The sequence below is a fragment of the Humitalea sp. 24SJ18S-53 genome, assembly GCF_050632385.1.
Lineage (GTDB): Bacteria > Pseudomonadota > Alphaproteobacteria > Acetobacterales > Acetobacteraceae > Humitalea.
The window spans coordinates 4,487,751-4,510,351 of record NZ_CP192599.1; the positions used below are offsets into that span (position 1 = coordinate 4,487,751).

21 protein-coding genes are annotated in these 22,601 nt (G+C 68.1%); 3 read left to right on the forward strand and 18 right to left on the reverse strand.

Annotation, left to right across the window (positions count from 1 at the left end):
• Positions 1–11 precede the first annotated feature (11 nt).
• Positions 12–1,598 (forward strand): ABC transporter substrate-binding protein, encoded by a 1,587-nt coding sequence (locus ACQW02_RS21560; RefSeq protein WP_431281963.1) that lies wholly within the window; start codon positions 12–14, stop codon positions 1,596–1,598.
• A 41-nt stretch (positions 1,599–1,639) separates the two neighbouring features.
• Here ACQW02_RS21560 and ACQW02_RS21565 read toward each other — a convergent pair whose 3' ends face one another.
• The 14 genes from ACQW02_RS21565 to ACQW02_RS21630 all read right to left on the reverse strand — a co-directional run bounded on the left by ACQW02_RS21565 (position 1,640) and on the right by ACQW02_RS21630 (position 16,505).
• Positions 1,640–2,269: a biliverdin-producing heme oxygenase gene (locus tag ACQW02_RS21565; RefSeq protein WP_431281964.1), complete on the reverse strand. Its 630-nt coding sequence runs from the start codon at positions 2,267–2,269 to the stop codon at positions 1,640–1,642.
• Positions 2,270–2,283: 14 nt separating this feature from the next.
• Entirely contained in the window at positions 2,284–4,467 is a 2,184-nt protein-coding gene (locus tag ACQW02_RS21570; protein WP_431281965.1) for a GAF domain-containing protein, read from the reverse strand.
• Positions 4,464–5,816 (reverse strand): transcriptional regulator PpsR, encoded by a 1,353-nt coding sequence (ppsR, locus tag ACQW02_RS21575; RefSeq protein ID WP_431281966.1) that lies wholly within the window; start codon positions 5,814–5,816, stop codon positions 4,464–4,466. Before ppsR ends, ACQW02_RS21570 begins: the two co-directional genes overlap by 4 nt.
• Positions 5,817–5,935: 119 nt before the next feature.
• Positions 5,936–6,958, reverse strand: a complete 1,023-nt coding sequence (gene pufC / locus ACQW02_RS21580) for a photosynthetic reaction center cytochrome PufC (RefSeq protein ID WP_431281967.1) — start codon at positions 6,956–6,958, stop codon at positions 5,936–5,938.
• A complete protein-coding gene (gene pufM / locus ACQW02_RS21585) occupies positions 6,955–7,932 on the reverse strand; it encodes a photosynthetic reaction center subunit M (protein WP_431281968.1) in 978 nt (325 codons plus the stop codon). The genes pufC and pufM overlap by 4 nt, the downstream gene beginning before the upstream one ends.
• 14 nt (positions 7,933–7,946) lie before the next feature.
• Positions 7,947–8,774, reverse strand: a complete 828-nt coding sequence (pufL, locus tag ACQW02_RS21590) for a photosynthetic reaction center subunit L (RefSeq protein ID WP_431281969.1) — start codon at positions 8,772–8,774, stop codon at positions 7,947–7,949.
• A 109-nt stretch (positions 8,775–8,883) separates the two neighbouring features.
• Positions 8,884–9,048 (reverse strand): light-harvesting antenna LH1, alpha subunit, encoded by a 165-nt coding sequence (gene pufA / locus ACQW02_RS21595; protein ID WP_431281970.1) that lies wholly within the window; start codon positions 9,046–9,048, stop codon positions 8,884–8,886.
• A 14-nt stretch (positions 9,049–9,062) separates the two neighbouring features.
• Positions 9,063–9,272 carry a light-harvesting antenna LH1, beta subunit gene (gene pufB / locus ACQW02_RS21600; RefSeq protein WP_431281971.1) on the reverse strand — a complete coding sequence of 70 codons (210 nt, stop codon included), beginning with the start codon at positions 9,270–9,272 and terminating at the stop codon, positions 9,063–9,065.
• 196 nt (positions 9,273–9,468) lie between these two features.
• On the reverse strand, positions 9,469–10,923 hold the full coding sequence (gene bchZ / locus ACQW02_RS21605; protein ID WP_431281972.1) for a chlorophyllide a reductase subunit Z: 1,455 nt from the start codon (positions 10,921–10,923) through the stop codon (positions 9,469–9,471).
• Positions 10,924–10,928: 5 nt separating this feature from the next.
• Positions 10,929–12,332, reverse strand: coding sequence for a chlorophyllide a reductase subunit Y (gene bchY, locus ACQW02_RS21610; protein WP_431281973.1), 1,404 nt, complete (start codon positions 12,330–12,332; stop codon positions 10,929–10,931).
• Positions 12,333–12,417: 85 nt separating this feature from the next.
• The gene (locus tag ACQW02_RS21615; protein ID WP_431281974.1) at positions 12,418–13,437 is read right to left on the reverse strand and encodes a chlorophyllide a reductase iron protein subunit X; all 1,020 of its coding nucleotides are present in this window, start codon (positions 13,435–13,437) and stop codon (positions 12,418–12,420) included.
• The gene (gene bchC / locus ACQW02_RS21620) at positions 13,434–14,390 is read right to left on the reverse strand and encodes a chlorophyll synthesis pathway protein BchC (RefSeq protein ID WP_431281975.1); all 957 of its coding nucleotides are present in this window, start codon (positions 14,388–14,390) and stop codon (positions 13,434–13,436) included. The genes ACQW02_RS21615 and bchC overlap by 4 nt, the downstream gene beginning before the upstream one ends.
• A gap of 88 nt (positions 14,391–14,478) precedes the next feature.
• Positions 14,479–15,636 (reverse strand): methyltransferase, encoded by a 1,158-nt coding sequence (locus ACQW02_RS21625; protein WP_431281976.1) that lies wholly within the window; start codon positions 15,634–15,636, stop codon positions 14,479–14,481.
• Positions 15,636–16,505, reverse strand: a complete 870-nt coding sequence (locus ACQW02_RS21630; RefSeq protein ID WP_431281977.1) for a polyprenyl synthetase family protein — start codon at positions 16,503–16,505, stop codon at positions 15,636–15,638. Before ACQW02_RS21630 ends, ACQW02_RS21625 begins: the two co-directional genes overlap by 1 nt.
• A gap of 87 nt (positions 16,506–16,592) precedes the next feature.
• Between ACQW02_RS21630 and crtD the strand changes: the two genes are divergently transcribed.
• Positions 16,593–18,122, forward strand: coding sequence for a 1-hydroxycarotenoid 3,4-desaturase CrtD (gene crtD, locus ACQW02_RS21635; protein WP_431281978.1), 1,530 nt, complete (start codon positions 16,593–16,595; stop codon positions 18,120–18,122).
• A gap of 155 nt (positions 18,123–18,277) precedes the next feature.
• On the forward strand, positions 18,278–18,988 hold the full coding sequence (locus tag ACQW02_RS21640; protein WP_431281979.1) for a carotenoid 1,2-hydratase: 711 nt from the start codon (positions 18,278–18,280) through the stop codon (positions 18,986–18,988).
• On the opposite strand, the gene ACQW02_RS21645 is transcribed toward ACQW02_RS21640, so the two are convergent.
• From ACQW02_RS21645 to bchO, 4 genes are read right to left on the reverse strand one after another with little or no spacing between them, the layout of a single operon-like run.
• Positions 18,977–19,108: a hypothetical protein gene (locus ACQW02_RS21645; protein ID WP_431281980.1), complete on the reverse strand. Its 132-nt coding sequence runs from the start codon at positions 19,106–19,108 to the stop codon at positions 18,977–18,979. The genes ACQW02_RS21640 and ACQW02_RS21645 overlap by 12 nt on opposite strands.
• Before the next feature lie 9 nt (positions 19,109–19,117).
• On the reverse strand, positions 19,118–20,173 hold the full coding sequence (locus tag ACQW02_RS21650; protein ID WP_431281981.1) for a phytoene/squalene synthase family protein: 1,056 nt from the start codon (positions 20,171–20,173) through the stop codon (positions 19,118–19,120).
• Complete coding sequence (locus ACQW02_RS21655) at positions 20,154–21,659, reverse strand: phytoene desaturase (RefSeq protein WP_431281982.1); 1,506 nt, start codon at positions 21,657–21,659, stop codon at positions 20,154–20,156. The genes ACQW02_RS21650 and ACQW02_RS21655 overlap by 20 nt, the downstream gene beginning before the upstream one ends.
• Complete coding sequence (bchO, locus tag ACQW02_RS21660) at positions 21,656–22,600, reverse strand: alpha/beta fold hydrolase BchO (protein ID WP_431281983.1); 945 nt, start codon at positions 22,598–22,600, stop codon at positions 21,656–21,658. Before bchO ends, ACQW02_RS21655 begins: the two co-directional genes overlap by 4 nt.
• Between the last annotated feature and the right edge of the window lies 1 nt (position 22,601).

The window sequence follows — 22,601 nt, forward strand, 5'->3', positions numbered from 1 at the left end:
GCTTCAGGAAAATGCTCGTGAACCGTCCAAAATTGCTCGCCGCGGCCCTTGCGGGCCTGATGCTGCTGCCTGTCGCGCCACGACCGGCGCAGGCCCAGGATCTGCGCATCGGCCTGGCCGCGCTGTCGGGCTCGGTCGATCCGCATTTCTACAATCTGGCCGCAAACCTGACGCTGGCGCTGCATGTCTTCGATCGCCTGGTGCAGCGCGGGGCGGATGCGTCGCTGCAGCCGGGGCTGGCGCAGTCCTGGACTCCGGTCTCCGACACCGTCTGGGCGTTTGCCCTGCGCCCGGGCGTGACCTGGCAGGATGGCCAGCCCTTCACCGCCGATGACGTCGCCTTCAGCCTGGCGCGCGCGCCCAATGTGCCGAACAGCCCGAGCAGCTTTGCCGGTTTTCTGCGCGCCATCGCGCGGGTGGAGGTGGTGGACCCGCTGACCGTCCACCTGCACACCCATACCCCGGCGCCGAACCTGCCAGGTGACCTCGCCAACGTCGCCATCGTCTCGCGCCACGCGGGCGAGAATGCGACGACCGAGGACTACAATTCCGGCAAGGCCGCCATCGGCACCGGTCCCTATCGGCTGGTGCGCTTCGTCCGCGGCGACCGCGTGGACCTGGTGCGCAACCCGGCCTGGTGGGGGCAAGCGCCGGAATGGGAGACCGTCTCGCTACGCGCCATCCCCAATGCCGGGGCGCGGGTCGCGGCCTTGCTCGCCGGCGATGTCGACATGATCGACCAGCCGCCGCTGTCCAATGTGGAACAGTTGCGCGCCGACAACCGGGTGTCGGTCATCACGACGCAGGGGATGCGCATCATCTTCCTCGGCCCCGACGTGGACAAGCCTTCGACGCCGTTCGCCATGGACCTCGCGGGCCAGCCGCTGGCGGTGAACCCGATGCGCGACCGGCGAGTGCGGCAGGCGCTGTCGCTCGGGCTGAACCGCGCGGCGCTGGCGGAGCGGTTGATGAACGGCGCGGCGACCCCCACCGGGCAATGGATGCCGCCGGGCACGCCAGGCAGCATCGCCGATCTGCCTACCCCGACCTTGGACATGGACCGCGCGCGACGCCTCTTGGCCGAGGCCGGCTTCCCCCAGGGGTTCCGCCTGGTGCTGCACACGCCGAACGACCGCTACCCCAATGACGCGGCCCTGTCGCAGGCGATCGCGCAGATGTGGACGCGCATCGGCGTCGCGACGACGGTGGAGGCATTGCCGGGTTCGATCTACTCCCCGCGCGGGTTGCGCCATGAATTCGCGATGGGGCTTTGGGGCTGGAGCAACAACACCGCCGAAGCCGGCGGCGGGCTGGTCAATATCCTCGGCACCACCGACCGGGCCGCCGGGCGCGGTGTGTCCAACGTGACCGGGTATGCGAACCAGGCGATGGATGCGCTGACCGCGCGGGCCCTGTCCACGCTGGATGACGCGCAGCGCGCGACCCTGCTGGCCGATGCGGTGCGGCTGGCGATGGATGATGCGGCGGTGATCCCGCTGTTCCACCTGGTCAATGTCTGGGTCGCGCGGCGCGGGTTGGCCTATGACGCGCGCGCGGATGAACAGAGCTGGGCGGTGGGGGTGCGCAGCCGGCGCTGACGCGCTGGAAAGGGCCGAGGGTCGGCAGCCACGGGCGAGCCTTACGTCGGACTCGCGGTCCCGACATGCCTTTCAAACACGATGAAGGCTTCGACCGCCGCCGCGATCATCGCGCTTCGGGCGTCGTCGGCCGCGCCCAGGGTTTCGATCGCATCGCATAGGGCGCGCCACATGCGCCCATGCTGCGGTCCATAGCCCAGGAGGAAGCGTCGTCCGGCCACGTCGCCTGGCGGCAGCAGCCCGTCCAGGGACCGCGCCAGGGCGAGCCCGCCCAGCCTCGAACCCTCACTGACATAGAGGTAGCCCATCGCGGCAGCGGCTGAAGGCGGTATCGGCAGGTCGCAGAATGCCGGCGGCTGTGGAAGCGTGGCCGGCGCATCGAGCGCTTCGAGATCCGCCAACAGCGCGCCGGATCGCCGACGCTCGGCAATATCGATGCCGTGCACGCTCAAGGTTGGCCCTTGCGCCAGCCGATCCTCGATGACGAAGTGAAATGCGAGGAACTGCCGCAGCAATGCGATGTAGTCGCCGCGCGACATGCTGCCCCCGGCAAGGCGGCGCAAGGCAGGAAGCTGGTGCAGCCGCTCATGGATCGTGCCCGTCGCCTGCCGCAATGCGTCGCGGACCGAACCATGCTCGTAGGATCCGGCGGAAACAGGCTGCGGCGGCATAATCCTGTCCAGGCCTAGGGACGCTTCGCAGACAGGTGGCGCGCGTGCCAGATCAGGACCTCAAGCACATCCGCCGTCCGCGCGACGGAAGCCCGCACGCTTTCCAGCAACTCGGGCATCCGCTCGGCTTCGACTCCGTCGGTGATCTCCAGCGCCGCAAGCTGCGCATTCTCCACCACCGAGGCGAGCAGGGTACGGAACACGAGGTCTTCCTGCGAGCCGAGGCGGCCGGCGCGCGGACGTTGGCCGTGGACAATGTCCTCCTGGAAGTGCCGGCGCGCCGCATCGGCCTCCTTGCGTCGGGTCAGGTCGTTGAACAGGAACACGAAGCCCAGCACGCGATCCGGTGCGGAGAAGACCGGATCGGCGCGCACGAGAAGCGCCTGGCTTTCGCCATGACGCGCTTTCAACCGTACCTCACCACGCCAGCTTCGGAGGTTGCCGAGCAGGTCACGCAGACGACGCCGAATAAGTTCATCATCGGTGAAGCAGCACAGCAGCTCACTCATCTCCCGTGGCAAGGGGCGGACGGCATCGGGGAGCAATCGTTCGAAGGCGTCGTTGATGAGCTGGACGGATCCGGACGGATCGCAGATCACGACCGGCAGGTCGGAGGCCAGCACCTGCCCCCGCACCAGATTGAGCTGGTCCTGCGCAATCAGCACCCGGACAGAACGGAACTGCAGCACCACATCGGTGACCGTCTCACCGATGATGCGGGCGGCCGCCAGGTCGCGCGGCGTCCAGGGATCGCCGGTGCCTTCGACAAGCTGGCGCCACTGCGCGAAGGATCGGCGTGGCGAGAGATCCGCCGGATTGTTGCCGACAACAACCGGCTTGGTCGGGTCGCCACCCCAGGTCACCATGCGCTTGCGTTCCGGGCGGAACCACAGAAGGTACTCACCCGGCGCGGTGGAGATCGAGACAGCGATCAACCCGCTCGCAACCGGCGCGAGGCGCGCCAAGGTCGGCACCCGCTGGCCGAGCGCATTGATCGCAGTCATCGGCGCGCGGGGCTGTTCATCCAGCCAACGACCGATCTCCCGCAACTCGGCGGTGCCCGGCACTTCGCCCGCGGTCTGCACCTGGCCTTCGAACAACAGCGCGGCGCCGACGGCGCCCACCGGGGCCAACAAGGCGTCGGCTGCCTCGAACAGCGCCACGCGCCAGTCGCCCTTGCGCGAAATCGCCTCGACCATGCGCTGTTCCAGCCGGCGCACGCCCATCTCGGCCTGGCCCTGGGAGAAGCTTTCGAGGGCGGAAATCCGCGTCCCGAGGGCTTCGGCCAGCAATTCGCAGACGGCCCGAATCTCAAAGGACGCGAAGCGCGGAATATAGTGGTGGCACGACACCAGCCCCCAGAGCCGGCCACCGACCATGATGGAGGCGACCAGCGTCGCCGCGACGCTCATGTTCCTGAGATACTGCACATGAATCGGCGACGAGCTGCGCAGCACGCACAGCGACATGTCGAGCTCCGCCCCGGTCAGGGTGGAGAACCTCGGCACCAACGGTACCGGCGTGTAGTTGATGTCGATCAGGACCCTGACGCGGTTACGCTCATACAGGCGCCGCGCGATCTGCGGGATGTCCGAGGCGGGATAGCGGTTGCCGAGAAACGGCTCCAGGTCCTGACGCCGCTGCTCCGAGAAGACCTCGCCATGGCCCTCCTCGTCGAAGCGATAGATCATCACGCGATCATATCCGGTGACATCGCGGAAGATCCGTGCCGCCTCGTCGCACAGCGCCTGCAGCGTATAGGTCGCCAGCAGCCGCTGGAGGGCCTTCTCGACCTGATGTGCAAAGTCCACCGTCTCGCCGGCAGGCTCAAGCTCAACCACCAGGCCACCGCCGGTCGGCCGGTGCACCAGAACGTCGCACATGATGGCGGCAGGCCCGGCGCGGCAACGCAGGGCGATCGGCACCGCGTCCATCCGCTCGGTCAGAATGGGGGCGATGCGCGCCACCAGGTCGGCGCCAAGATCCTCGAGCGTCACCTCCGCCCCGGCGCAGCCGAGGAACGCCGCGCTATTGGCGCTTGCCTGCATCACCGCCAAGTCGGGTTCGCGAAGCACGAGCAGCGCGCCATGTGGCTGTATCGAACCCGCCAGGTGAATCTGCTCGCGCTCGCAATTCGACAGGTCAGCCTGTCCAAAGGGCGGCAGGAAGGTCTGTGCCAGCCTGGACGCGTCGGTCACCCGGCTTCCTCCGCATCCTCATCGAGCCCGGCGTGGAAGCCGTAGCGGCCAAGCTTAGCGTAGAGGCTCTGGCGACTGAGGCCCAGCAGCTCGGCCGTCGCGGTACGGTTGCCATCGGCGAGCGCCAGGGCACGTTCGATGCAGTGCCGCTCCAGCGCCGCGGCCACGCGTCGCACCAGGGCAGGCAGGGGAGTCGTTCCGATATCCTTCTCGATGGCGCCCATGGCGTCGCGCAGGGGTGAACTGCCGTAGCGATCGCGGATGCGCCGGCCGACGTCGCGGATCACCATGCCGATGGCTCGGGTACCCCCGATCCCGCTGCTGGCGGCGGAGATCTCCACCTCTGCCTCAAGCCCGACCTCGCCGGTTATGACGGTGGGGAACAGGCGGACCTCGCCATGATCGTGCAGGCTGGCAAGCAGCACGCCGAGACCTGATCCCGGCCGGGCAAGCCAGCGGCCGGCCGACTGGCCAAGCACGCCGGCCTCTGTCGCGACCTGCACCAGTTCCAGGAAGGCCTTGTTGGCGCGCCGCACCGTGCCGTCCTGGTCAGTCACGACGAAGGCGTCGGGCAGGCGCTCCACCATCTCCTCGACCCGCAGCAGGGTACCGCGCGCGGCCGAGTGCGCGTCCGTCGCGGCGCTGGCAAGCTGCAGGAGGAAGACGGGGCCGGGATCCCGCGTCATGAGCGTCGCACGAACAAGCCATGAGGCGCGCTCGGCGCCGAGGTGTACCAGAATGCCAGGGGCGCGGCCCTGCTCGCGCGCGCGCCGCAGCATGCCCCGGAACGCCTCCTCGTCGCGCGGCGCGACCTCGCGCAGGAACTCCCAGCCCGGGGCCAGGCCGATGGCGCGGATCGCTGCCGGATTGGCTTCGATGACGCGCAGCGATTCAGCCTCGACCACGAGCACCGCTTCATTCGAGGCATCGAAGAGCAGGCGCGAGCGCGTCTCGATTTCGCGCAGTTTCCAGTAGTCTTGTTCCCGGGCCTGCTGCGTAGCGATCAGGCGCGACTGAAGCTCGGCCACCGCCTGCAGGTTTTTGCCGATGGCCATCAGCCCGGCCTCACCGCCCAGCCTGACGGTGGTGTATTCGATCGGCAGTTCGAGGCCGCTCGGAAAGCGCTGGCGCACCTGGCGGAAGGCGGAAACACCGCGGTTGCGCGCGTCATCGAGCATCCGGCGAATCCAGTCGCCGCCCGAATCGCCAACAGTATCGATCCACGGGCGGCCGACCCAGTCGGCAACTTGTTCCGTTGGAATGGCGCTGGAATGCGCAGCCGTGCGGATCACGCCCTCCCAATCGAGCGTAAGGGTGATGTCAGGCTGCGCGAAATTGACTCTGTTCATGGTACGTTCCAGCGGTGCCAAGGTGATTTTGGCCCCGACCCAGTATCTTTCTAGACCAAATCAATGGGCTTTGCAGGCCTAGTCGTCGCCAGGCCTGCAAACCGTGATGGTGGCTGACTTCACCGTGCCGGCGGCATGGCGAGTTCCGGGTAATCGCGCAGCATCGGGGCGCCCAGGAGTGGTCGGCTGACACCCTGGTGGCAGGTGGCGCAATTGACCTGCAGGGCATCGCCCAGCGGCCCCCTCCGGTCAGCCGGCAGGATATCCCGCAACGGCCCCACATAGTTGTTGTTCAAATCCCGCACCATGCGGATGCCGTGCCAAGCCGTCAGGCGCGGGCCGCGGCTTTCATCCCAGGGGGAGAAGGCGCGGGTATTGTGACAGAAGGTACAATTCACCCCAAGCGCCGAGGACAGGTTTATCATCAGCCCGTAGACAGATTCGGCATTCTGCACCGAATGCGGGGTGCCGGACGCCAACGGTGTCGGCCCCTGCAGCCGGATGTTCTGCGACCCTTGAAGGTAATGCGAGAACGGATCATGCGGCAGCGATGTCAGCCCCACGCTCGGTTCCCCCCGGTTTTGCATGCGTGGGGATGCCGCCATACCACGCGCGCCCTGTTCCGGGACAGCCGCCCAGACCTGCTCGGGCACCGGCCGGCCACGATGGCAAGTGTAGCAGGTCACGCCAGTCTGCTGCACATGGCTGGTCCAGCCATTGTTGACGTGGCGCACCATCTCAATCATCCGCCGCGCCACCTGCTTGCGGTAGTTGTCGTCGGAGGCGAAATTTCCTTCGACATGACAGCCGTTGCAACCGGCCTCCGGCGAGACCCATTCGGTCATCACCTGCATGATGCGCCCAAATTGCTCGATGCTGAGATGCCCCAGCAGGGGCACGTTCTCGTAGATCTCGGAGGCCCGGTCACCCTCGGCGCTGGCGGCATCCGGGGCTTCCGGTAGCTGGTTTCGCGCCCAAAGGGCGGCTTCGATCCGCGGATTGGCGACCTGGACCATGCCGGTCCCGCGGAAGCCGCTTTGCGCGCTGAGCACGGGCGGGTGTTCGAAGGCCTGCAGCGCGAAGACCACGCCCAGGAAGGCCGTGAACAGGAATGCCAGGGCCAGGGGGAAGCGGTATTTCATCGGCTGCCTCCCACGCCGAGTGCCGGGTCGAGCAGGATTGGCGCAACCGACGGATAGGTCGGCGCATAGCCGCGTTGCATGGCCCAGGCGTACCAATTGTCCACCACCGTCCCGGTCAGCAGGATACCGATTCCGCCAGCGATCGGGCACAAGGCTGCGAACCACCAGGCCCAGCGATGCAGGGATTCGAAGGTGGCGTTGAAGCCCATGGTCCAGCGCCAGAAGATCGCGGCGCGCTCGGCCGCGGTGCCGCGATCCACGGCCTGCTCCACCTCACGCTCACCACCAAAACGGCTGACGGCGAGGATGGTCGCGCCATGCATCGCGAAGAGCAGCGTCGATCCATAAAGGAATACGATCGAGAGTGCGTGGAACGGGTTGTAGAAGAGATTGCCGTACTGGATCGAGAAGGCTGCCGTCCAGTCGAGATGCGGGAAGATGCCGAAGGGCACCGCCTCTGACCAGCTGCCCATCAGCAGCGGGCGGATGAAGCCGAGCACCAGGTACAGCCAGATCGCCGCGGCGAAGGCCCAGGACAGATGCGTCCCAAGGCCGAGCTGTCGCGCGCGGCGATACAGCCTGGCCCACCACAGCAGTACCGACAGCGTCAGGAAGAAGCCCGCCATCAACCACCATCCGCCGTCACGAAGCGGCGGGAAGCGCAACCCATAGGCCGGCGAGGGTGGTTCCAGCGCCAGCCAGGGCAGGCGCCGGACGAACTCGACCGGGCTCCAGTTCACCGAGGCCAGCATGTTCAAGCCGATGATCTCGAAAGCGACGAAGCCGAAGACCAGCGACAACACGCCAAGATGGCCGAGGTAGAGCGGGCCGATCTGCGCATCGCCGATCTTGCCCATCAGGTAGCTGAAGCCTCTACCGCGGCCCCGGTATCGTTCGTCGCGCCCGATCGCCACGCCGGCATAGAGCGGCCCGCGCACCTGAACGCGGGTAAAGAGGTTAAGGTATTCAGCCATAGACCGGTCCTCCCTCACCGCGCCCAGATGGGCAGGTTGAGCCACCAGCCCCACCATTCGGGCCAGCCGCGGGTCCAGAACGGACCGCTGATCACAATGCAGACCGCACTCCAGAACCCAGCCGAAAGCGCGATGAACAACCCGAGGCGATGAATGCCGAGCGTGCCGATCGAATAGCCGATGGCGTCACGGAAGAAGGTGTTCTCGTGCTCGGAGGTCTTCACTGGTTCGCCCCGCGCCGGATTGATGGCGGCGAGAACCACAGAAGCATGCATCGACAACGCAAGCGTCGTGGCGAAGAAGAAGCTGACCGCCAGCATGTGCGCCGGGTTGTAGTGGAAGTGCAGGTACTGGTAGCCGACGTTGGACACCCAATCGAGGTGGGTCCAAATGCCGTAGGGGAAACCGTGCCCCCAGGCGCCCATCAGCACCGGCCGGATCACCACCAGCGTGAAATAGGCGAAGATCGCCATGCCATAGGCGAAGGGAATGTGCAGGCCCATGCCGAGCTTGCGCGCGATCTCCGCCTGGCGCAGCGCCCAGGAGATGAAGGCGCCCAGGGCACAGACCGTGATCGCCTGCCAGAATCCGCCCTGGCGCAGTGGCGCGAGTGCGAGGCCGTAGTCGAGATCAGGCGGTGCGACCGAGATCTTCCAAGGATTCCACACGCCGTCGAGCGCCGTGGAATACAGGATCAGCGCCGTGCCGAGCGTGGCGAAGAAGATCGTCGTGACGCCGAAGAAGCCGACGTAGAATGGCCCGACCCAGAAATCGAACAGGTCACCGCCGACCAGAGTTCCGCCGCGGACGCGGTACTTCCTCTCGAATGACAGCATCGCCATGGGCGTGTCCTCCCGCCAACCTGCGGCGACGCAAGGTCGCCTGAAGGGAGCCCGGCGGCGGGGGGCACGGTGGGGACCACCCTGCCGTCCCGTCGCCGGGCGGTCTCCGCTACCGGGGCGCCGAAACGACCGGGGCGGGTCGCGGACCCTCGATCCAGTTGAACCGGTCGGTGCTGAGCAGAATGAAGTGGATCAGCAACGCCAGGGTCATCAGGAAGACCGAGAGTGCGACGAGTACGCGACGCGGATCGAACAACAGCCAAAGTCGCCACATGTCCTGCGCTCCTTTCAGACGAGGAAGGTCGCCGCGGTCGTGACGCCATCCAGAAGTTCGGTGTAGCCGCGCGGCCCTGGAAGCCAGGGACGCCACATCCACACCAGGATGTGCGCAATGATCGCGATGACAGTGAAGGCGATGAAGCTCGAGACGAAGATTCCGTGGAATTCCTTCGCCTCGGTCTCCGTGAGGCCGCTGATAGATCCTTCCGTGCTGGCCATTATGGGGCCTTTCGGATGGCGGCCCGAGGGCCGGTTACCGCACATCTCCCGCGCGGCAGGGACACATACGGCCCACTGGGCCGGATGCGGCGTTCGACCCGGCAGAACCAGGTCGGCGCTTGAACTCCCTGGATGCGTGCATCCAGGGAGGTCGGACGGCACTGAGGCCGCTCGAAAAGGATGTTGCGACGCGCGCTCATGCGGGCGCTGCCTCTCGCATAAGGCCCAGTGAGGCTTCGACACGCGCGCGCGTCACGCGCACCTCGCCGGCCGCGCGCGCCGCTTCCTCGACCTGTTCGCGCAACTGCTTGGCGGTGGAGATGCGGACCAGGAATGGCGCGTCCTCGATATGCGCGTCCAGCAGGTCACGCGCCGCATCCTCCCAGCTTTCGGCGACCGCAGCGCGGACCGGCGTCGCGACCGCCGCGCGGTCGAGCTGCGTGCCGAGCGGCAGGATGTGGAACAGCGCGTCGAACAGCGCGTTGCAGTACTCCTGCACGAGGTAGGTCGCGCCGGCATATCCCATGAAGGGCGTGCCGGTGGCGCGGCGGATGATCGCGCCGGGAAAACTGGCGGGAATATATTGGGCCCGACAGCCACTTTCGGCGGCATACATGCGTTCATTGAACGAGCCGAACAGCACCAGCGGCGGGGTGCGCGCAATCGCCTCGCGCACCGCCGCATTGTCGGTCTTCTCGCCCGGCTTGCGGCCGAAGCTGAAGGCGCAGGGGATGCCGAGCTCCTCCGACAGGAAGCGCCGGATGCCGAGTGCATAGGTCTCGGTCGCGACGATGGCGAAGGCGGCGCTGGCGAAAAAATCCTGTGTTACGCTGCGCCATAAATCCCACAGTGGCTTCAGCGTTGTGTGTTTCTCGCGTTCAATGAATGGTTCAGGATCGGCCCCTGTCAGTTCGCCCAGCTTGCGCAGGAAGTTGGTGGTGGCATGCATGCCGATCGGCGCACGCAGCCAGGGGCGTTCCAGCGTTTCGCACAGCCGCGCGCCGAATTCGCGGTAGAGGCAGATATTGACCTCGGCATCGGCGAGCTTCGGCACATCCTCGATGTGGCTGCCCAGCGGGAAGACCAGATTGACCTCGCAGCCGATACCCTCGACCAGACGGCGGATCTCGGCGAGGTCCGATGGCATGTTGAAAGTGCCGTAGATAGGACCGATCAGGTTGACGCGCGGGCGCTCACCCTCCTTACGGGGGCGTGGTGGGCGGATGCGCTTCGCGCCGAATTCGGTCCACAGCCAGTTGATGGCGCGGTCGCCGGCCTGCCACTGGTCTTCGTCGATGGTGCGCGGGATGAAGCGGCGCAGGTTCGATCCCTCCGGCGTCACGCCGCCGCCGATCATCTCGGCGATCGAACCGGTGACGACCACCGCGGGCAGGTCGGCATCCTGGGTGGCGGCGGCGCGCGACAGCAGCGCTTCGGTGCCGTTCTGCGTCAGCGCATCCTCATCGATGCCCGTGACGACGATGGGCAATTCATGCGGCGGCAATCCATCGGTGTAGTGAAGCACGGCGGTGACCGGCAGGTTCTCGCAGCCCACCGGACCGTCGATCACCACGCGCAATCCGCGCACGGCGCTGAAGGCATAGACCGCGCCCCAGTATCCGCCGGCCCTGTCGTGATCGATGACAAGCATCGGCGTCAGGTCCCCACCGCTTCTTCGGCTTTGGCCCGCGCCGCACGCAGCTTGCGCTGGCGCTCGCGGAAGCCGGGCGGATCGACCGGACGTTCGCGGAAGCCATAGCCCGCGCCGTCGGGCGTGCCGACGCCGGCGAAGAAGGAGACCATGCGGCCGAAGCGTTCGCGCCCGCGGGTCTGTGCTGCGACAATGCCGGCGAGCGAGGCAGCGCCGGCGGGTCCGCACAGCGGCCGCGCCGAGACCATGTTGGTGAAGTACAGCGCGGGGATTCCCAGTTCCTTCGCCTTCTGCACCAGCGGCGTGGTGCCAAGCGCCAGGTCAGGCCTGACATCCCGCATCGCGGCCATGTCCTGCTCCAGGCTCGCCCGGTACTGCACATGCGTGCCACGGGCCGCGAGCCAGGCGCGATCCGCCTCGCTCCATTCCGTGCGCGGACAAGCGGTGCCGACATAGGGGACTTCGGCGCCGGCCTCGATCAGGAGCCGCGCGACGAGGAGTTCAGAACCTTCATAGCCCGAGACTGTGACACGGGCGCTGATCGGATTGGCCGCGAGGGCGGCACGGATCGCCGGCAGCGCGCGCGCCTTGGCATCCTCGCGTTGCACCTGGGTGACACCGGCGGCCGTCGCGATGCTATCGAGCCAGTCTGCGGTGCCATCGACGCCGACAGGGCCGGAGCCGACGACGGGGCGGCCGGCATTGCGAAATTCACGGATGGAAGCGACGTAGAAGGGATGGATAGCCGCCGCCACGGCACAATCCAGCGCGCCATACAGGTCACGCCATTCACGTGCCGGCAGTTGCGGTGCGATCCCGAGTCCGAGCGGCGCGAGCAGGGCAGCGATACCCGGCGGGTCGGCGGGGAACAACTCCCCGATCAGCGCGACACTGCGCGTGCCGTCCTGCATTGCCTGCGGGCGGGCGACGGGGCCGGACTCGGCTTCCAGGCGGGCGTGGCGCAGCATGGCGCCAGCCAGGACATCCTTCGCTTCGGCATGCGTCGGCACACCAAAACCCGGCACGTCGATGCCGATGATGCGGACGCCATTGAGAACCTTCGGCAACAGATCAAGGGGCACGCCCGACGCCGTCGGCACGCAGAGGTTGATGATGACCACGGCATCCTGCTGCGCAGGGTCGGCCAGTTGATGGACGGCGTCGCGGATATCCTCGAACAACTTGCCGGTGACGAGCGTTTCGGAATTGAAGGGCACATACCCCACGCTGCGCCGGGCACCGTAGAAATGGCTGGTGAAGGTCAGCCCATAGACGCAGCAGGCCGACCCCGACAGGATCGTCGCCACCCGCCGCATGCGCAGCCCGACGCGCAACGAACCGAAGGCCGGGCACATGGATTGCGGCTGGTCATGCGGGCCGCGCGGGTAATCCGCGGCCAAGCGATCCATGACATCGCTTTTCCCCGCGGCGCGCGCGGCATCAAGCATGGTCTCGCGCCCGCCATGGCAGCCTGTCGCGAGCGTGTCCACCGGCTCAGCTCCCCTCATAGACCACTTCGAGGGACGGCTTGTGCAACACTTCCGCTGCGCACATGTCCTCCATCGTGGCGGGGTTCAACACGACGTGCCGGCCAACCGTCTCACCCTTGAACAGACCGAGCAGCGCATCCTGGGTGAGTGGCGTCGGACGCAACGGCGGCGCCGCAGCCACCTGTTCGCCCAGAAATTCGAACAGACTTGCCCATTGGCTGCCGGGCCGGCCGATGATTTCGTAATTCGCGGATTTACGCCGGATGTCATCATCCGCCGGGATGGCTGCAAGGACGGGGATGCCAGCCGCGGCGGCGAAGGCCGCGGCCTCGCCCGTGCCATCATCCTTGTTCACCACCATGCCCGCGACGCCGACATTGCCGCCAAGCTTGCGGAAGTAGTCCACCGCCGAACAGACATTGTTGGCGACATAGAGCGACTGGAGGTCGTTCGATCCGACGACGATCACCTTCTGGCACATGTCGCGTGCGATCGGCAGGCCGAAGCCGCCGCAGACCACGTCGCCCAGGAAGTCGAGCAGCACGTAGTCGAAATCCCACTGGTGGAAGCCCAGTTTCTCCAATAATTCGAAACCGTGGATGATGCCACGCCCACCGCAACCGCGACCGACTTCTGGACCACCAAGTTCCATCGCGAAGACGCCGTCGCGCTTGAAGCAGACATCGCCGATCGCAACCGGCTCACCCGCGGCCTTCTTGCGCGAGGAGGTCTCGATGATGGTCGGGCAGGATTTTCCGCCGAAAAGAAGGCTGGTCGTGTCGCTTTTGGGATCGCAGCCGATCAGCAGCACGCGCTTGCCCTGCTGCGCCATCATGTAGCTGAGGTTTGCCAGCGTGAACGACTTGCCGATGCCGCCCTTACCGTAGATTGCGATGACCTGAGTCTTCTTGCTGGGCGGCGCTGTCGCCACCGGCTCAGGCGCGATGGCGGCTTCGGCGCGCAGCCGATCGACCATGGACACTGCCGAGGGCGCACCCTGCGCATTGACGACGGGAGCATTCATGCAGCGCTTCTCCAATCAAGGACGAGCTTGAGGCAGGCGACGTCGTCGAAGGCGGTGCGATAGGCGTGTTCGGCCTGCTCCGCGGGGGCACGGTGGGTGATCAGACCGTCGAGGCAGAGGCGACCCTCGGCAATCATCTCCGCCACCGCCAGCATGTCGGCATGGCGCCATTCGGCGGCGACGCGCAGCCGCGCCTCCCGCATGAAGGCCGGCGGGAAGGCAAAGGAGACACGGTCGGCATAGAAGCCCGCCAGGACGATCTCGCCGCCCGGCGCGAGGCGCGCAATCAGCCCATCGAGTGCCGCTGCGTCGCCGCTCGCATCGTATATCGCGCGATAGTCGCGGCGTTCGTCATCCTCCGGCCGCAGCACGGGGTATTCGGCGGCACCGGTCAGGCGCGCGGCCTGGGTCTCCCAGACGGTGGGCGGCGCCGCGCCCGTCAGCAACGTCAGCCGCGCCAGCAGGCACCCGAGCACGCCATGCCCGACGATGAGATCCGGCGGCAGCGCGGCAGCGGCCGAGATCGCGTGCCAGGCGGTCGCCGCCAAGGCCATCAGGATGCCGTGTTCGCCCAAGGACGGTTTGATGCGCGTGGTGCGCGCGCCCGGCACGACAAGCCGCTTCGCGGCGCCACCGAACAGCCCGCGCACCTCCATGCCATCCAGCATGCCGAAGCAGCGTGCCCCGGGGACGAAGACGGTATCGCCATCGCGCCGGCCGGATGCCTTGCCGGCGGCGGTGACGCGGCCCACAGCCTCATAGCCCGGCACCAGGGGATACCCCATTCCCGGAAAGGACGGCATGCGCCCCGACCAGAGCAGGCGTTCCGTACCCGTGCTGATGCCGCTCCAATCCACATCGACGACGACGTCGGATTCGCCGGGGGGCGTCAGGTCGAGTCGCCGAACCGCCATCGCCTGCGGTGCCGTCATGACGATAGCGACGGTGTCCATTGTTGGAGTTCCACCCTTCCCGTGAGTGTCAGTCTAGGAAGACAAATTAGAGTGTCAATACAAATTGACGATCAATGCAAACCGTTTGTCAGGCTGTCCGTTCAGCCACCAGCACGCTCACGATCAGCGGGATGCGCATGCGCAGCATGCGCGGACGCACAAATCCCGCGTCGCGCAGCATCGCCATGAGTTCGCCCGACCGGCGTGGCCGGCCCTGGCCCATCGCCAGCAGGTAGACGCCGAAATACGCGGCACCCATGCGTTCCGCGCCGCGCGTCGCGGCCATGGGTTCGGCGATGAGAATGCGCCCGCCCGGCACCAGCGCCCCGCGGACGCGATGCAACAGCGCCGCGACGACCGCATCGTCATGGTCATGAAGCACGCGCACGAGCGTCACCAGATCGGCTCCCGCAGGCAGCGGATCGGTGCGGAAGTCGCATCCGATCGCCTCGGCACGACTGGCAAGCCCCACCGAGGCAAAGCGCGCGCGCGCACGCGCGGCGACCGGCGGCACGTCGAGGAGAATGAGTGAGGCGCCAGGGGCATGCGGCGCGATCGCGGCAAGAAAGCAACCGTCGCCGCCACCGATATCGAGGATTCGGCGATGGCCGTCGAAGCGATAGGCGGCAGCGACTTCCTCGGCGACCATGGGCTGGGATGAGGTCATCAACGCGCTATAGGCGCCGGCGGGCGCCGCATCGCAGGGCACGCCAGGCACGCTGCGTGCGTAGCTCCAGAAGGCGCTCAGCCCAGCCCCGCGGCCATCGCGCAGCATCGCCACCGGATCGCGCAGATCATCGTAGAGTAGTGCATGATGCGCGACCATCGCCGCGACGCCCGGATTGTCGAGCAGCGCCGCCCCGAGCGGCCCGAGCCCATAGCGCCCATCGGCGGTCGGCGCCACGAGCCGCAGCGCCGCCGCTGCGTCCAGCAATCGCGCAGCGACATCAGGCGCCAGGCCGGTGCGCCGCGCGATGGTCGCCGCTGGCAGCGCGCCGCCACGCAACATCTCGAACAGGTTCAGCGTCAGGCAGGCAGACAGGGCCTGCGAATAGACAAAGCCCGCGCAGAGATCGAAGAGTTCTGCGGCCCGTCGCCGCGCGATCGGCCGCGTGAGTGGGAATCGCGCGGCCCAGGCGCGGAACCGCGCATCCCCCGCCAGCCGCACCTGCCAAGTGGCGAGCCGATCGCGCAGCGCCATGAAGGCGGCGGCACCGGGCAGCACGGTGCCGGCACGCAACACCATCACGCCGCCTTCTGGGTCAGCTTTGCTGGCAGGAGCCGATGCATCTCGGCCTGGATCAGCGCGCCGAGCGCGGGGGCGCCGGCGCTCGGCGGAATCGCCGCGACCGCTGCATCGGCCAGGCCGCGCAGCCGCGCAAGCGCGCCGTCGACACCGCAGGCCAGCGCCGCGTTCGGGCGGCCCAGGGCGGCATCGCGGCCGACCGGCTTGCCCAGCTCCGCAGCCTCACCCACCGCGTCGCGCAGATCGTCGGCCACCTGATAGGCCTCGCCCAGGCGTTCGCCCAGCAGCCGCCACGATTCTGCTTCCGCGCCGGCCGCGGCGGCACCGGCCATGGCGGCGGCGGCGAAAAGCGCGCCAGTTTTCTGGCGCTGGTATTCGGACAGGTCGGTGCGCGGCTCGCATTCCCAGGCCTGGCCGGCAACGATGCCGAAGGGGACGCCCACCCCATCGCCGATCAGTAGCATGACAGCGGGCAGCCGTTCCGGCGCCGTCGCGGCGGCGCGGGCCAAGGTCTGGAAGGCCAGCACAATCAGCGCATCGCCGGCGAGCAGCGCAAGCGGCGCGCCAAAAGCGCGGTGCACGCTCGGCCTGCCGCGCCGCGTATCGGCATCGTCGAAGCACGGCATGTCATCATGCACGAGCGAGGCGCAATGCAGCAGTTCGACCGCGGTCGCCACGGCAGCCGACAAGGCCGGACGGTCGTCGCCGCAGGCGCCCGCGACAGCGAGGACAAGGCGCGGCCGGACCCGCGCGCCGCGGGGAAACACCGCATGGCGCAATGCAGCGGCCAGGCGCGGCGGCGCGCCGGCCGCTTCGGCCAGCAGGACGGAATCGGCAAGGGCGCTTTCGATCCGGGATACAGCATCCATGGCCGGCCTCCTGAACTGTCTATTGGAACTGTCAGGCAAAACTGTCAGTCTTAGTTGACGATCATGTCAATCTCTTTCGGAGGTCGGATGCGCAGCGAGCGGGTGGCGATCATCGGCGGCGGCGTCGGCGGCCTAACGGCCGCGCTGCTGCTCGCCGCACGCGGCCTGGATGTGATCCTGCTTGAGCGCGCCGCGACGGTCGGCGGCAAGATGCGGGAAACCGTGATTGGCGGGCGGGCCATCGATGCCGGCCCCACCGTCTTCACCATGCGCTGGGTCTTCGACGAGATTCTCGCCCAGGCTGGCGCGGCGCTGGAGGACCACCTGACGCTGCGCCCCGCCGACATCCTGGCGCGGCACGCCTGGGGTGCTGCGGCGCGGCTCGACCTGCATGCCGATATCGATGCCTCGGCCGATGCGATCGGCGCCTTTGCGGGTCTTGATGCTTCGCGCGGCTATCGTGCCTTCTGCGACCGCGCGCGCCGCATCTATGCGGTGATGGAACCGGCCTTCATCCGTGCCGCGCGGCCGACACCGCTGTCCGTCGCCTTCGCCGGCGGGATCGGCGCCTTTCGTGATGTATCGCCCTTCGCCACGCTCTGGCAGGCGCTGGGGGAGCATTTTGGCGATCCGCGCCTTCGACAACTTTTCGGACGCTACGCCACCTATTGCGGCTGCTCGCCGTTTCACGCGCCGGCCACGCTGATGCTGATCGCCCATGTCGAGCAATCCGGCGTCTGGCTTGTCGAGGGCGGGATGCACCGCATCGCGCGCATGTTGCGCCTGTTGGCGGAAGCGCGCGGCGCCACCATCCGGACAGGGGTGGAGGTGACGGAGATTCTGGTCGGCGGCGGCCGAGCCACGGGCGTGCGTCTGGCCGATGGCGAGGTCATCGCCTGCAACGCCGTCATTGCGAATGCTGACGTCGCGGCCTTGGCGGCGGGCCACTTCGGCGCCGCGGCGCAGCGCGCCGTGCCGCGGGCCGGCGTCGCACCGCGATCCCTCTCGGCCGTCACCTGGGCCATGCTGGCCGAGGTCGAGGGCTTCCCGCTCGATCGGCACAACGTCTTCTTCGGCGACGAGTCCGCCACGGAGTTCGCCGATCTGTTCGACCATGCCCGGCTGCCGGACTCCCCCACCGTCTATGTCTGCGCGCAGGACCGTGGCGGCGGTGAATACCCGGTGGGGCGGCCCGAGCGTTTGCTCTGCCTGGTCAATGCGCCACCGTGCGGCGACCACTTCAAACCCAATGCGACGGAGATCGCCCGATGCGAGACGAACGCCTTGGCGCTGCTGGCGCGGGCCGGGCTGCGCCTGACGACATCACCGGAGAACACGGTGGTGACGACACCATCGGGGTTCGAGCAACTGTTCCCCGCGACGGGCGGCGCCCTTTACGGCCGGACGGTGCATGGCTGGCAGGCGAGCTTCCAACGCCAGGGCGCCGGGACGCGCCTGCCGGGCCTCTACCTGGCGGGGGGCGGCATCCATCCGGGGGCGGGCGTGCCGATGGCGGCGATGTCCGGACGGATGGCGGTGGAGCGCCTGATGGCGGACCTCGCTTCGACGCGCCGGTTCCATCGAATGGCTATGCCTGGTGGTATGTTGATGGGCTGAGCGACGATGGCCGGCATGGGCTGACCGTCATCGCCTTCCTCGGCAGCGTGTTTTCGCCCTGGTACGCCTGGGCGCGTCGGCGCGGGCCGGCAGATCCGCTGCAGCACTGCGCTTTCAACGTGGCACTCTATGGCCCGGGCAAGCGGCGATGGGCGATGACCGAGCGTGGCGCCAGCACCGTCCTGCGCGACGCGCGGACCCTTTCCATCGGCCCCAGTGCCGCACGGTGGGATGGCAACTCGCTGACGTTGCATCTGGCGGAGATCGGGGCGCCCCTGCCGCGCCGGGTGCGCGGCATCGTTCGTGTCCATCCCCTGGCGCTCGGCGATCGCGGCTTCATCCTGGATGTAGCGGGACGGCACCGCTGGCGCCCAATCGCACCCCGTGCGCGCATCGAGGTCGCGCTGGACTCACCCTCTCTGCACTGGTCAGGGACAGGCTACTTTGACACCAATGCCGGCGACGCACCGCTCGAAAGCGATTTCCGCAACTGGGATTGGTGCCGTGCATCGGCGGGGGATGCAGCGGCCATCCTGTACAATGCGCGCCGCCGCGACGGCACGGAGCGATCCCTCGCGCTGCGGGTCGATCGCCATGGCCAGGTGGAGGACATCGCCGTGCCACCGCCTGCGCACCTGCCCCGCACGCTGTGGCGCCTCGCCCGGCCAACGCGCGCCGACGCCTGCGCGGCGCCACGCGTGACGGAGACGCTGCAGGATGCGCCGTTCTATGCGCGCTCCGTCATCGCGACGGGCCTGCTGGGGCGAAGGGTGGTCGCGGTGCATGAAAGCCTCGATCTTGACCGCTTCGCCGCACTGCCGGTCCAGCTCATGCTGCCCTTCCGGGTGCCACGCTCATTCCAGTGAGGCGTCACGCTTCGCCTTCCGTGCCTCTCGTCGCAACACGATCAGTTCGCGCGCCCCCCAGCCGAGGGCGAGCCCGAAGGCCAGGAGCAGATCAAGCAGGCCGAAGACGGAATCGGACATGCCGCCGCTTCATGCGCGGTCGCTGGCCGGCACACGCCGACGCTCGCGCTCATCGAGACGCGAGAAGAGTTCGGCCGCCCAGACGACGCGATCACCAAAGGCCCACCACGGGACAGCGGGCCGCGGACGCTGCGCCGCCGCGGCGGCATCGACGAGGAAGCGGTTGGCCGCCAGCGGCGCGGCCGGCTGCGGCGCGCTGGTCGCGCGCCAGGCCAGCAGCGGCGCGCCGGCCAGCAACGCGACCTTCCGCCTACCGCCGACCACCGCGCGTGCCGAAACCGAATCATGACCCTGGCGTTCCAGCACACGGCCGATCTCCGCATAGATCAGCCGGGCGGCCGCGATGCCCGGGCGGCAATCCGCCGGCAAGAGCGGAATACCGGCCTCGGCCCGCCGGTAATGGGCATCCGCAGCGCGGAGCAGGCGCGCAACGACCACGGCCAGCGCCGGCGTGAAGCGTGGCGCGGCAAGCCAGGCCTCCGGCGCGATCCCGGCGTCCAGCAGCCAGTCGCTGGGCAGGTAGAGTCGGCCGGCGCGCGCATCCTCACCCACATCGCGCGCTATGTTCGTCAATTGCATGGCGACACCCAGATCGGCCGCGCGGGCAACTGCCACTGGAGATGCTGCCCCCATCAGCAGCGCCATCATCGCGCCGATACTGCCGGCCACGCGCGCGGCATAATCCTCCAGATCAGCGAGCGTGACGTAGTTACGACCCTGCGCATCCCAGGCCAGGCCTTCGAGCAAGGCGGCTGGCAGCGCGCGCGGGATGCCGTGGCGCGCGACCACCGCCGCGAGCGCGCGGTCGGCCGGCCAGGGCCCAGGACGCCCGGCGCAGATGGCATCGAGCCGGCGCTCCAGCACGCGCACCGCCCGCATCCCCCCGCCGTCCCGGTCGATCAGATCGTCGGCGACACGACAGAAGGCATAGAGCGCGGCCGCAGGCCGCGCGACGCGCGCCGGCAGCAGCAACGAGGCAGCGCGGAAGCTGCGCGACCCACTGGCGAGCATCGCTCGGCAGGCAGCGAGATCGGCGGGCGCGATCTCAGACGAAGGCGTCGGCATGCGGCACCACCTTGTCCAGCACGCGGGCGGAGGACAGCACGCCCGGCAGGCCCGCACCCGGATGAGTGCCGGCGCCGACCAGGTAGAGACCCTCCAGTTCCTCGCTGCGATTGTGGGGGCGGAACCAGGCGCTCTGCGTCAGCACCGGCTCCAGGCCGAAACCCGAACCACGCCATGCAAGCAGGTCGTCACGGAAGTCCAGCGGCGTGACGAGCTTGGAGGTAACGATGGCCTCCTCCAGGCCCGGCAACACCGTCTCCGACAGGCGGCGCTGGATGGCCCGCCTGTAGGGCTCGGCCTCGCGCCGCCAATCGATGCCCGCCTGCAGATTAGGCACGGGGGAAAGCACGTAGAAGGCATCATGGCCCGGTGGCGAGAGTGTCGGGTCGCTGGCCGTCGGGCGATGCAGGTAGAGGCTGAAATCCGCGGCCAGAACCTTTCGGCGGAAGATGTCGCGCAGCAATTCGCGGTAGCGCGGGCCGAGCAGGATGGTGTGGTGGCCGACCGACGCATATCGGCACCGCGTGCCGAAGTACCAGACGAAAAGTCCCATCGAGGAACTGGCGCGGTCGAGCCGGCGATCGGTCCAACGTTGCCGTGGTGCGTGGCCGAGCAGATGCCGGTAGGTCCAAGCTGAATCAGCGTTGGAAACGGTGATGGCTGCGCGAATCTCCTCGCCGCTCGCGAGCCGCACACCAGCGGCACGGCCGCCTTCGACCAGGATCGCGGCGACCTCGGCACCCAGCCGCAGTTCACTCCCCTGCCCGCGCAGCAGACCCACGAGTCCCGCGACGAGCCGCCCGGTTCCGCCCATCGCCCAATGCACGCCCCAGGCCCGTTCCAGATGCGGGATCAGCGCGTAGATCGCGCTGGCACGGAACGGATCGCCGCCGATCAACAGCGGGTGGAAGCTGAAGGCGGTGCGCAGCCGCTCATCCCGCATGTGCCGCGCGACGGTGGCATAGACACTGCGCCAGGCGCCGTATCGCGCCAAGGCCGGCACGACACGCGCCATGTCGGCGAATGATGCGAAGGAGGCATCGCCAAGTTCCTCGAAACCGAGCCGGCACAGTGTCGCCGACAACGCCATGAAGCGTTCGTAGCCTTCGACATCGCCGGGGGAGAGGCGCGCGACCTCGGCCCGCATCGCCTTCGGATCAGCGGAACAGTCGAAGTGGCTGCCATCGTCGAAGCGCAGACGGTAGAAGGGGCAAAGTGGTCGAAGGACCACGTCATCCGCCATGCGACGGCCGCACAACGTCCATAGTTCTTCGAACAATTGGGGCGCCGTCACGATGGTCGGTCCGGCATCGAAGGTGAAGCCGTCCTGGCGGAACACGCGCGCCCGCCCACCGGCCTGGTCGAGGCGTTCAAGCACCGTGACGCGATACCCGCGGGCGCCAAGTCTGATGGCCGCGGCCAAGCCACCGAAGCCGCTGCCGATGACGACGGCATGCGGCTTTGATACACGCGGCAGCATGTTCATGGCCGGTCCGGCTCGCCACCGGCCGCTTCTCGCAGGATCAGATCGGCGATGAGTGCCGGGTTCTCTTCATGCGCCAGGTGACCCAGGCCAGGCAGGCTGACGATGCGCGCCGCCGGCATCAGGCGCTGCAGGCGCCGCGCCTGGCTTGGGGGGATGGCGCGGTCATTGGCGCCGGTCAGCAGCAGCAGCGGCACGGCAAGGCCCGGCAGGTCGCGCAGAAGCGGCGCCAGGTCCCAATTGGCCATCATGCGCAAGGCCGCGCCGACATGTGACGCATGGCGAAACAGCCGCGCATAAAGCGCCACGCCGCGCGCATCGATGGTCGATCCCGTATCCCGCAGTAGCCGCTCCGCCACCGACTGGCGCGATGCCTGCCAGGCGAAGAGGCGTGGCACGAAAGGTAGTCCCACCAGCAGCCGGGCCGCGTGAGTGAAGAAAGCGGCATGGGCCTCGCCCAACGGCATCAGCGCAGCATTCAGGCCGATCACGGCGCGCGGCGCGATCGCGCCGTCGAGCACCATGCGCAGCAGGATCGCCGCACCCGCCGAATGCCCCGCCACCAGCACCGGCTTGATGTCCAGCGCCTGGGTCAAGGCCGTGACAGCCTGCGCCATGCCAGACAGCGTGAGCCGGTGTGGTGCCGGTACCGTCGTAAAACCATGACCGGGCAGGTCGGGCGCGAGCACCGTGACGTGCCGCGCCAGAAGCGGCATGAGGTCTCGCCAGGAATGCGTCGCCGCGGCAGTCCCGTGCAGCAGCAGCACAACCGGCCCACCGCCCATGACCTGAACGTGCCAGCGCAGCCCACCGGCGGTGACGAAGCGGCTCGCTTCGCGGTTCGGCCAGTCGCGCCCATCGCGTGCCCAATCCGGCGCATCACTTGCCCGGTGACTGCCTTCGGCAGCGCCGGCGGCCATGGCGGCGGGGGCAGGACCGATCATG

Coding starts and splice junctions, on each gene's coding strand:
- bchY (WP_431281973.1), bottom strand. CDS start 12,332: ATGGATCGCTTGGCCGCGGATTACCCGCGCGGCCCGCATGACCAGCCG.
- pufB (WP_431281971.1), bottom strand. CDS start 9,272: ATGGCCAGCACGGAAGGATCTATCAGCGGCCTCACGGAGACCGAGGCG.
- ACQW02_RS21565 (WP_431281964.1), bottom strand. CDS start 2,269: ATGCCGCCGCAGCCTGTTTCCGCCGGATCCTACGAGCATGGTTCGGTC.
- ppsR (WP_431281966.1), bottom strand. CDS start 5,816: ATGAACAGAGTCAATTTCGCGCAGCCTGACATCACCCTTACGCTCGAT.
- pufM (WP_431281968.1), bottom strand. CDS start 7,932: ATGGCTGAATACCTTAACCTCTTTACCCGCGTTCAGGTGCGCGGGCCG.
- crtD (WP_431281978.1), top strand. CDS start 16,593: ATGCGCAGCGAGCGGGTGGCGATCATCGGCGGCGGCGTCGGCGGCCTA.
- ACQW02_RS21630 (WP_431281977.1), bottom strand. CDS start 16,505: ATGGATGCTGTATCCCGGATCGAAAGCGCCCTTGCCGATTCCGTCCTG.
- ACQW02_RS21615 (WP_431281974.1), bottom strand. CDS start 13,437: ATGAATGCTCCCGTCGTCAATGCGCAGGGTGCGCCCTCGGCAGTGTCC.
- pufL (WP_431281969.1), bottom strand. CDS start 8,774: ATGGCGATGCTGTCATTCGAGAGGAAGTACCGCGTCCGCGGCGGAACT.
- ACQW02_RS21625 (WP_431281976.1), bottom strand. CDS start 15,636: ATGGTGTTGCGTGCCGGCACCGTGCTGCCCGGTGCCGCCGCCTTCATG.
- pufC (WP_431281967.1), bottom strand. CDS start 6,958: ATGAAATACCGCTTCCCCCTGGCCCTGGCATTCCTGTTCACGGCCTTC.
- ACQW02_RS21640 (WP_431281979.1), top strand. CDS start 18,278: ATGACCGAGCGTGGCGCCAGCACCGTCCTGCGCGACGCGCGGACCCTT.
- bchC (WP_431281975.1), bottom strand. CDS start 14,390: ATGGACACCGTCGCTATCGTCATGACGGCACCGCAGGCGATGGCGGTT.
- bchO (WP_431281983.1), bottom strand. CDS start 22,600: ATGATCGGTCCTGCCCCCGCCGCCATGGCCGCCGGCGCTGCCGAAGGC.
- pufA (WP_431281970.1), bottom strand. CDS start 9,048: ATGTGGCGACTTTGGCTGTTGTTCGATCCGCGTCGCGTACTCGTCGCA.
- ACQW02_RS21650 (WP_431281981.1), bottom strand. CDS start 20,173: ATGCCGACGCCTTCGTCTGAGATCGCGCCCGCCGATCTCGCTGCCTGC.
- bchZ (WP_431281972.1), bottom strand. CDS start 10,923: ATGCTTGTCATCGATCACGACAGGGCCGGCGGATACTGGGGCGCGGTC.
- ACQW02_RS21560 (WP_431281963.1), top strand. CDS start 12: ATGCTCGTGAACCGTCCAAAATTGCTCGCCGCGGCCCTTGCGGGCCTG.
- ACQW02_RS21645 (WP_431281980.1), bottom strand. CDS start 19,108: ATGTCCGATTCCGTCTTCGGCCTGCTTGATCTGCTCCTGGCCTTCGGG.
- ACQW02_RS21655 (WP_431281982.1), bottom strand. CDS start 21,659: ATGAACATGCTGCCGCGTGTATCAAAGCCGCATGCCGTCGTCATCGGC.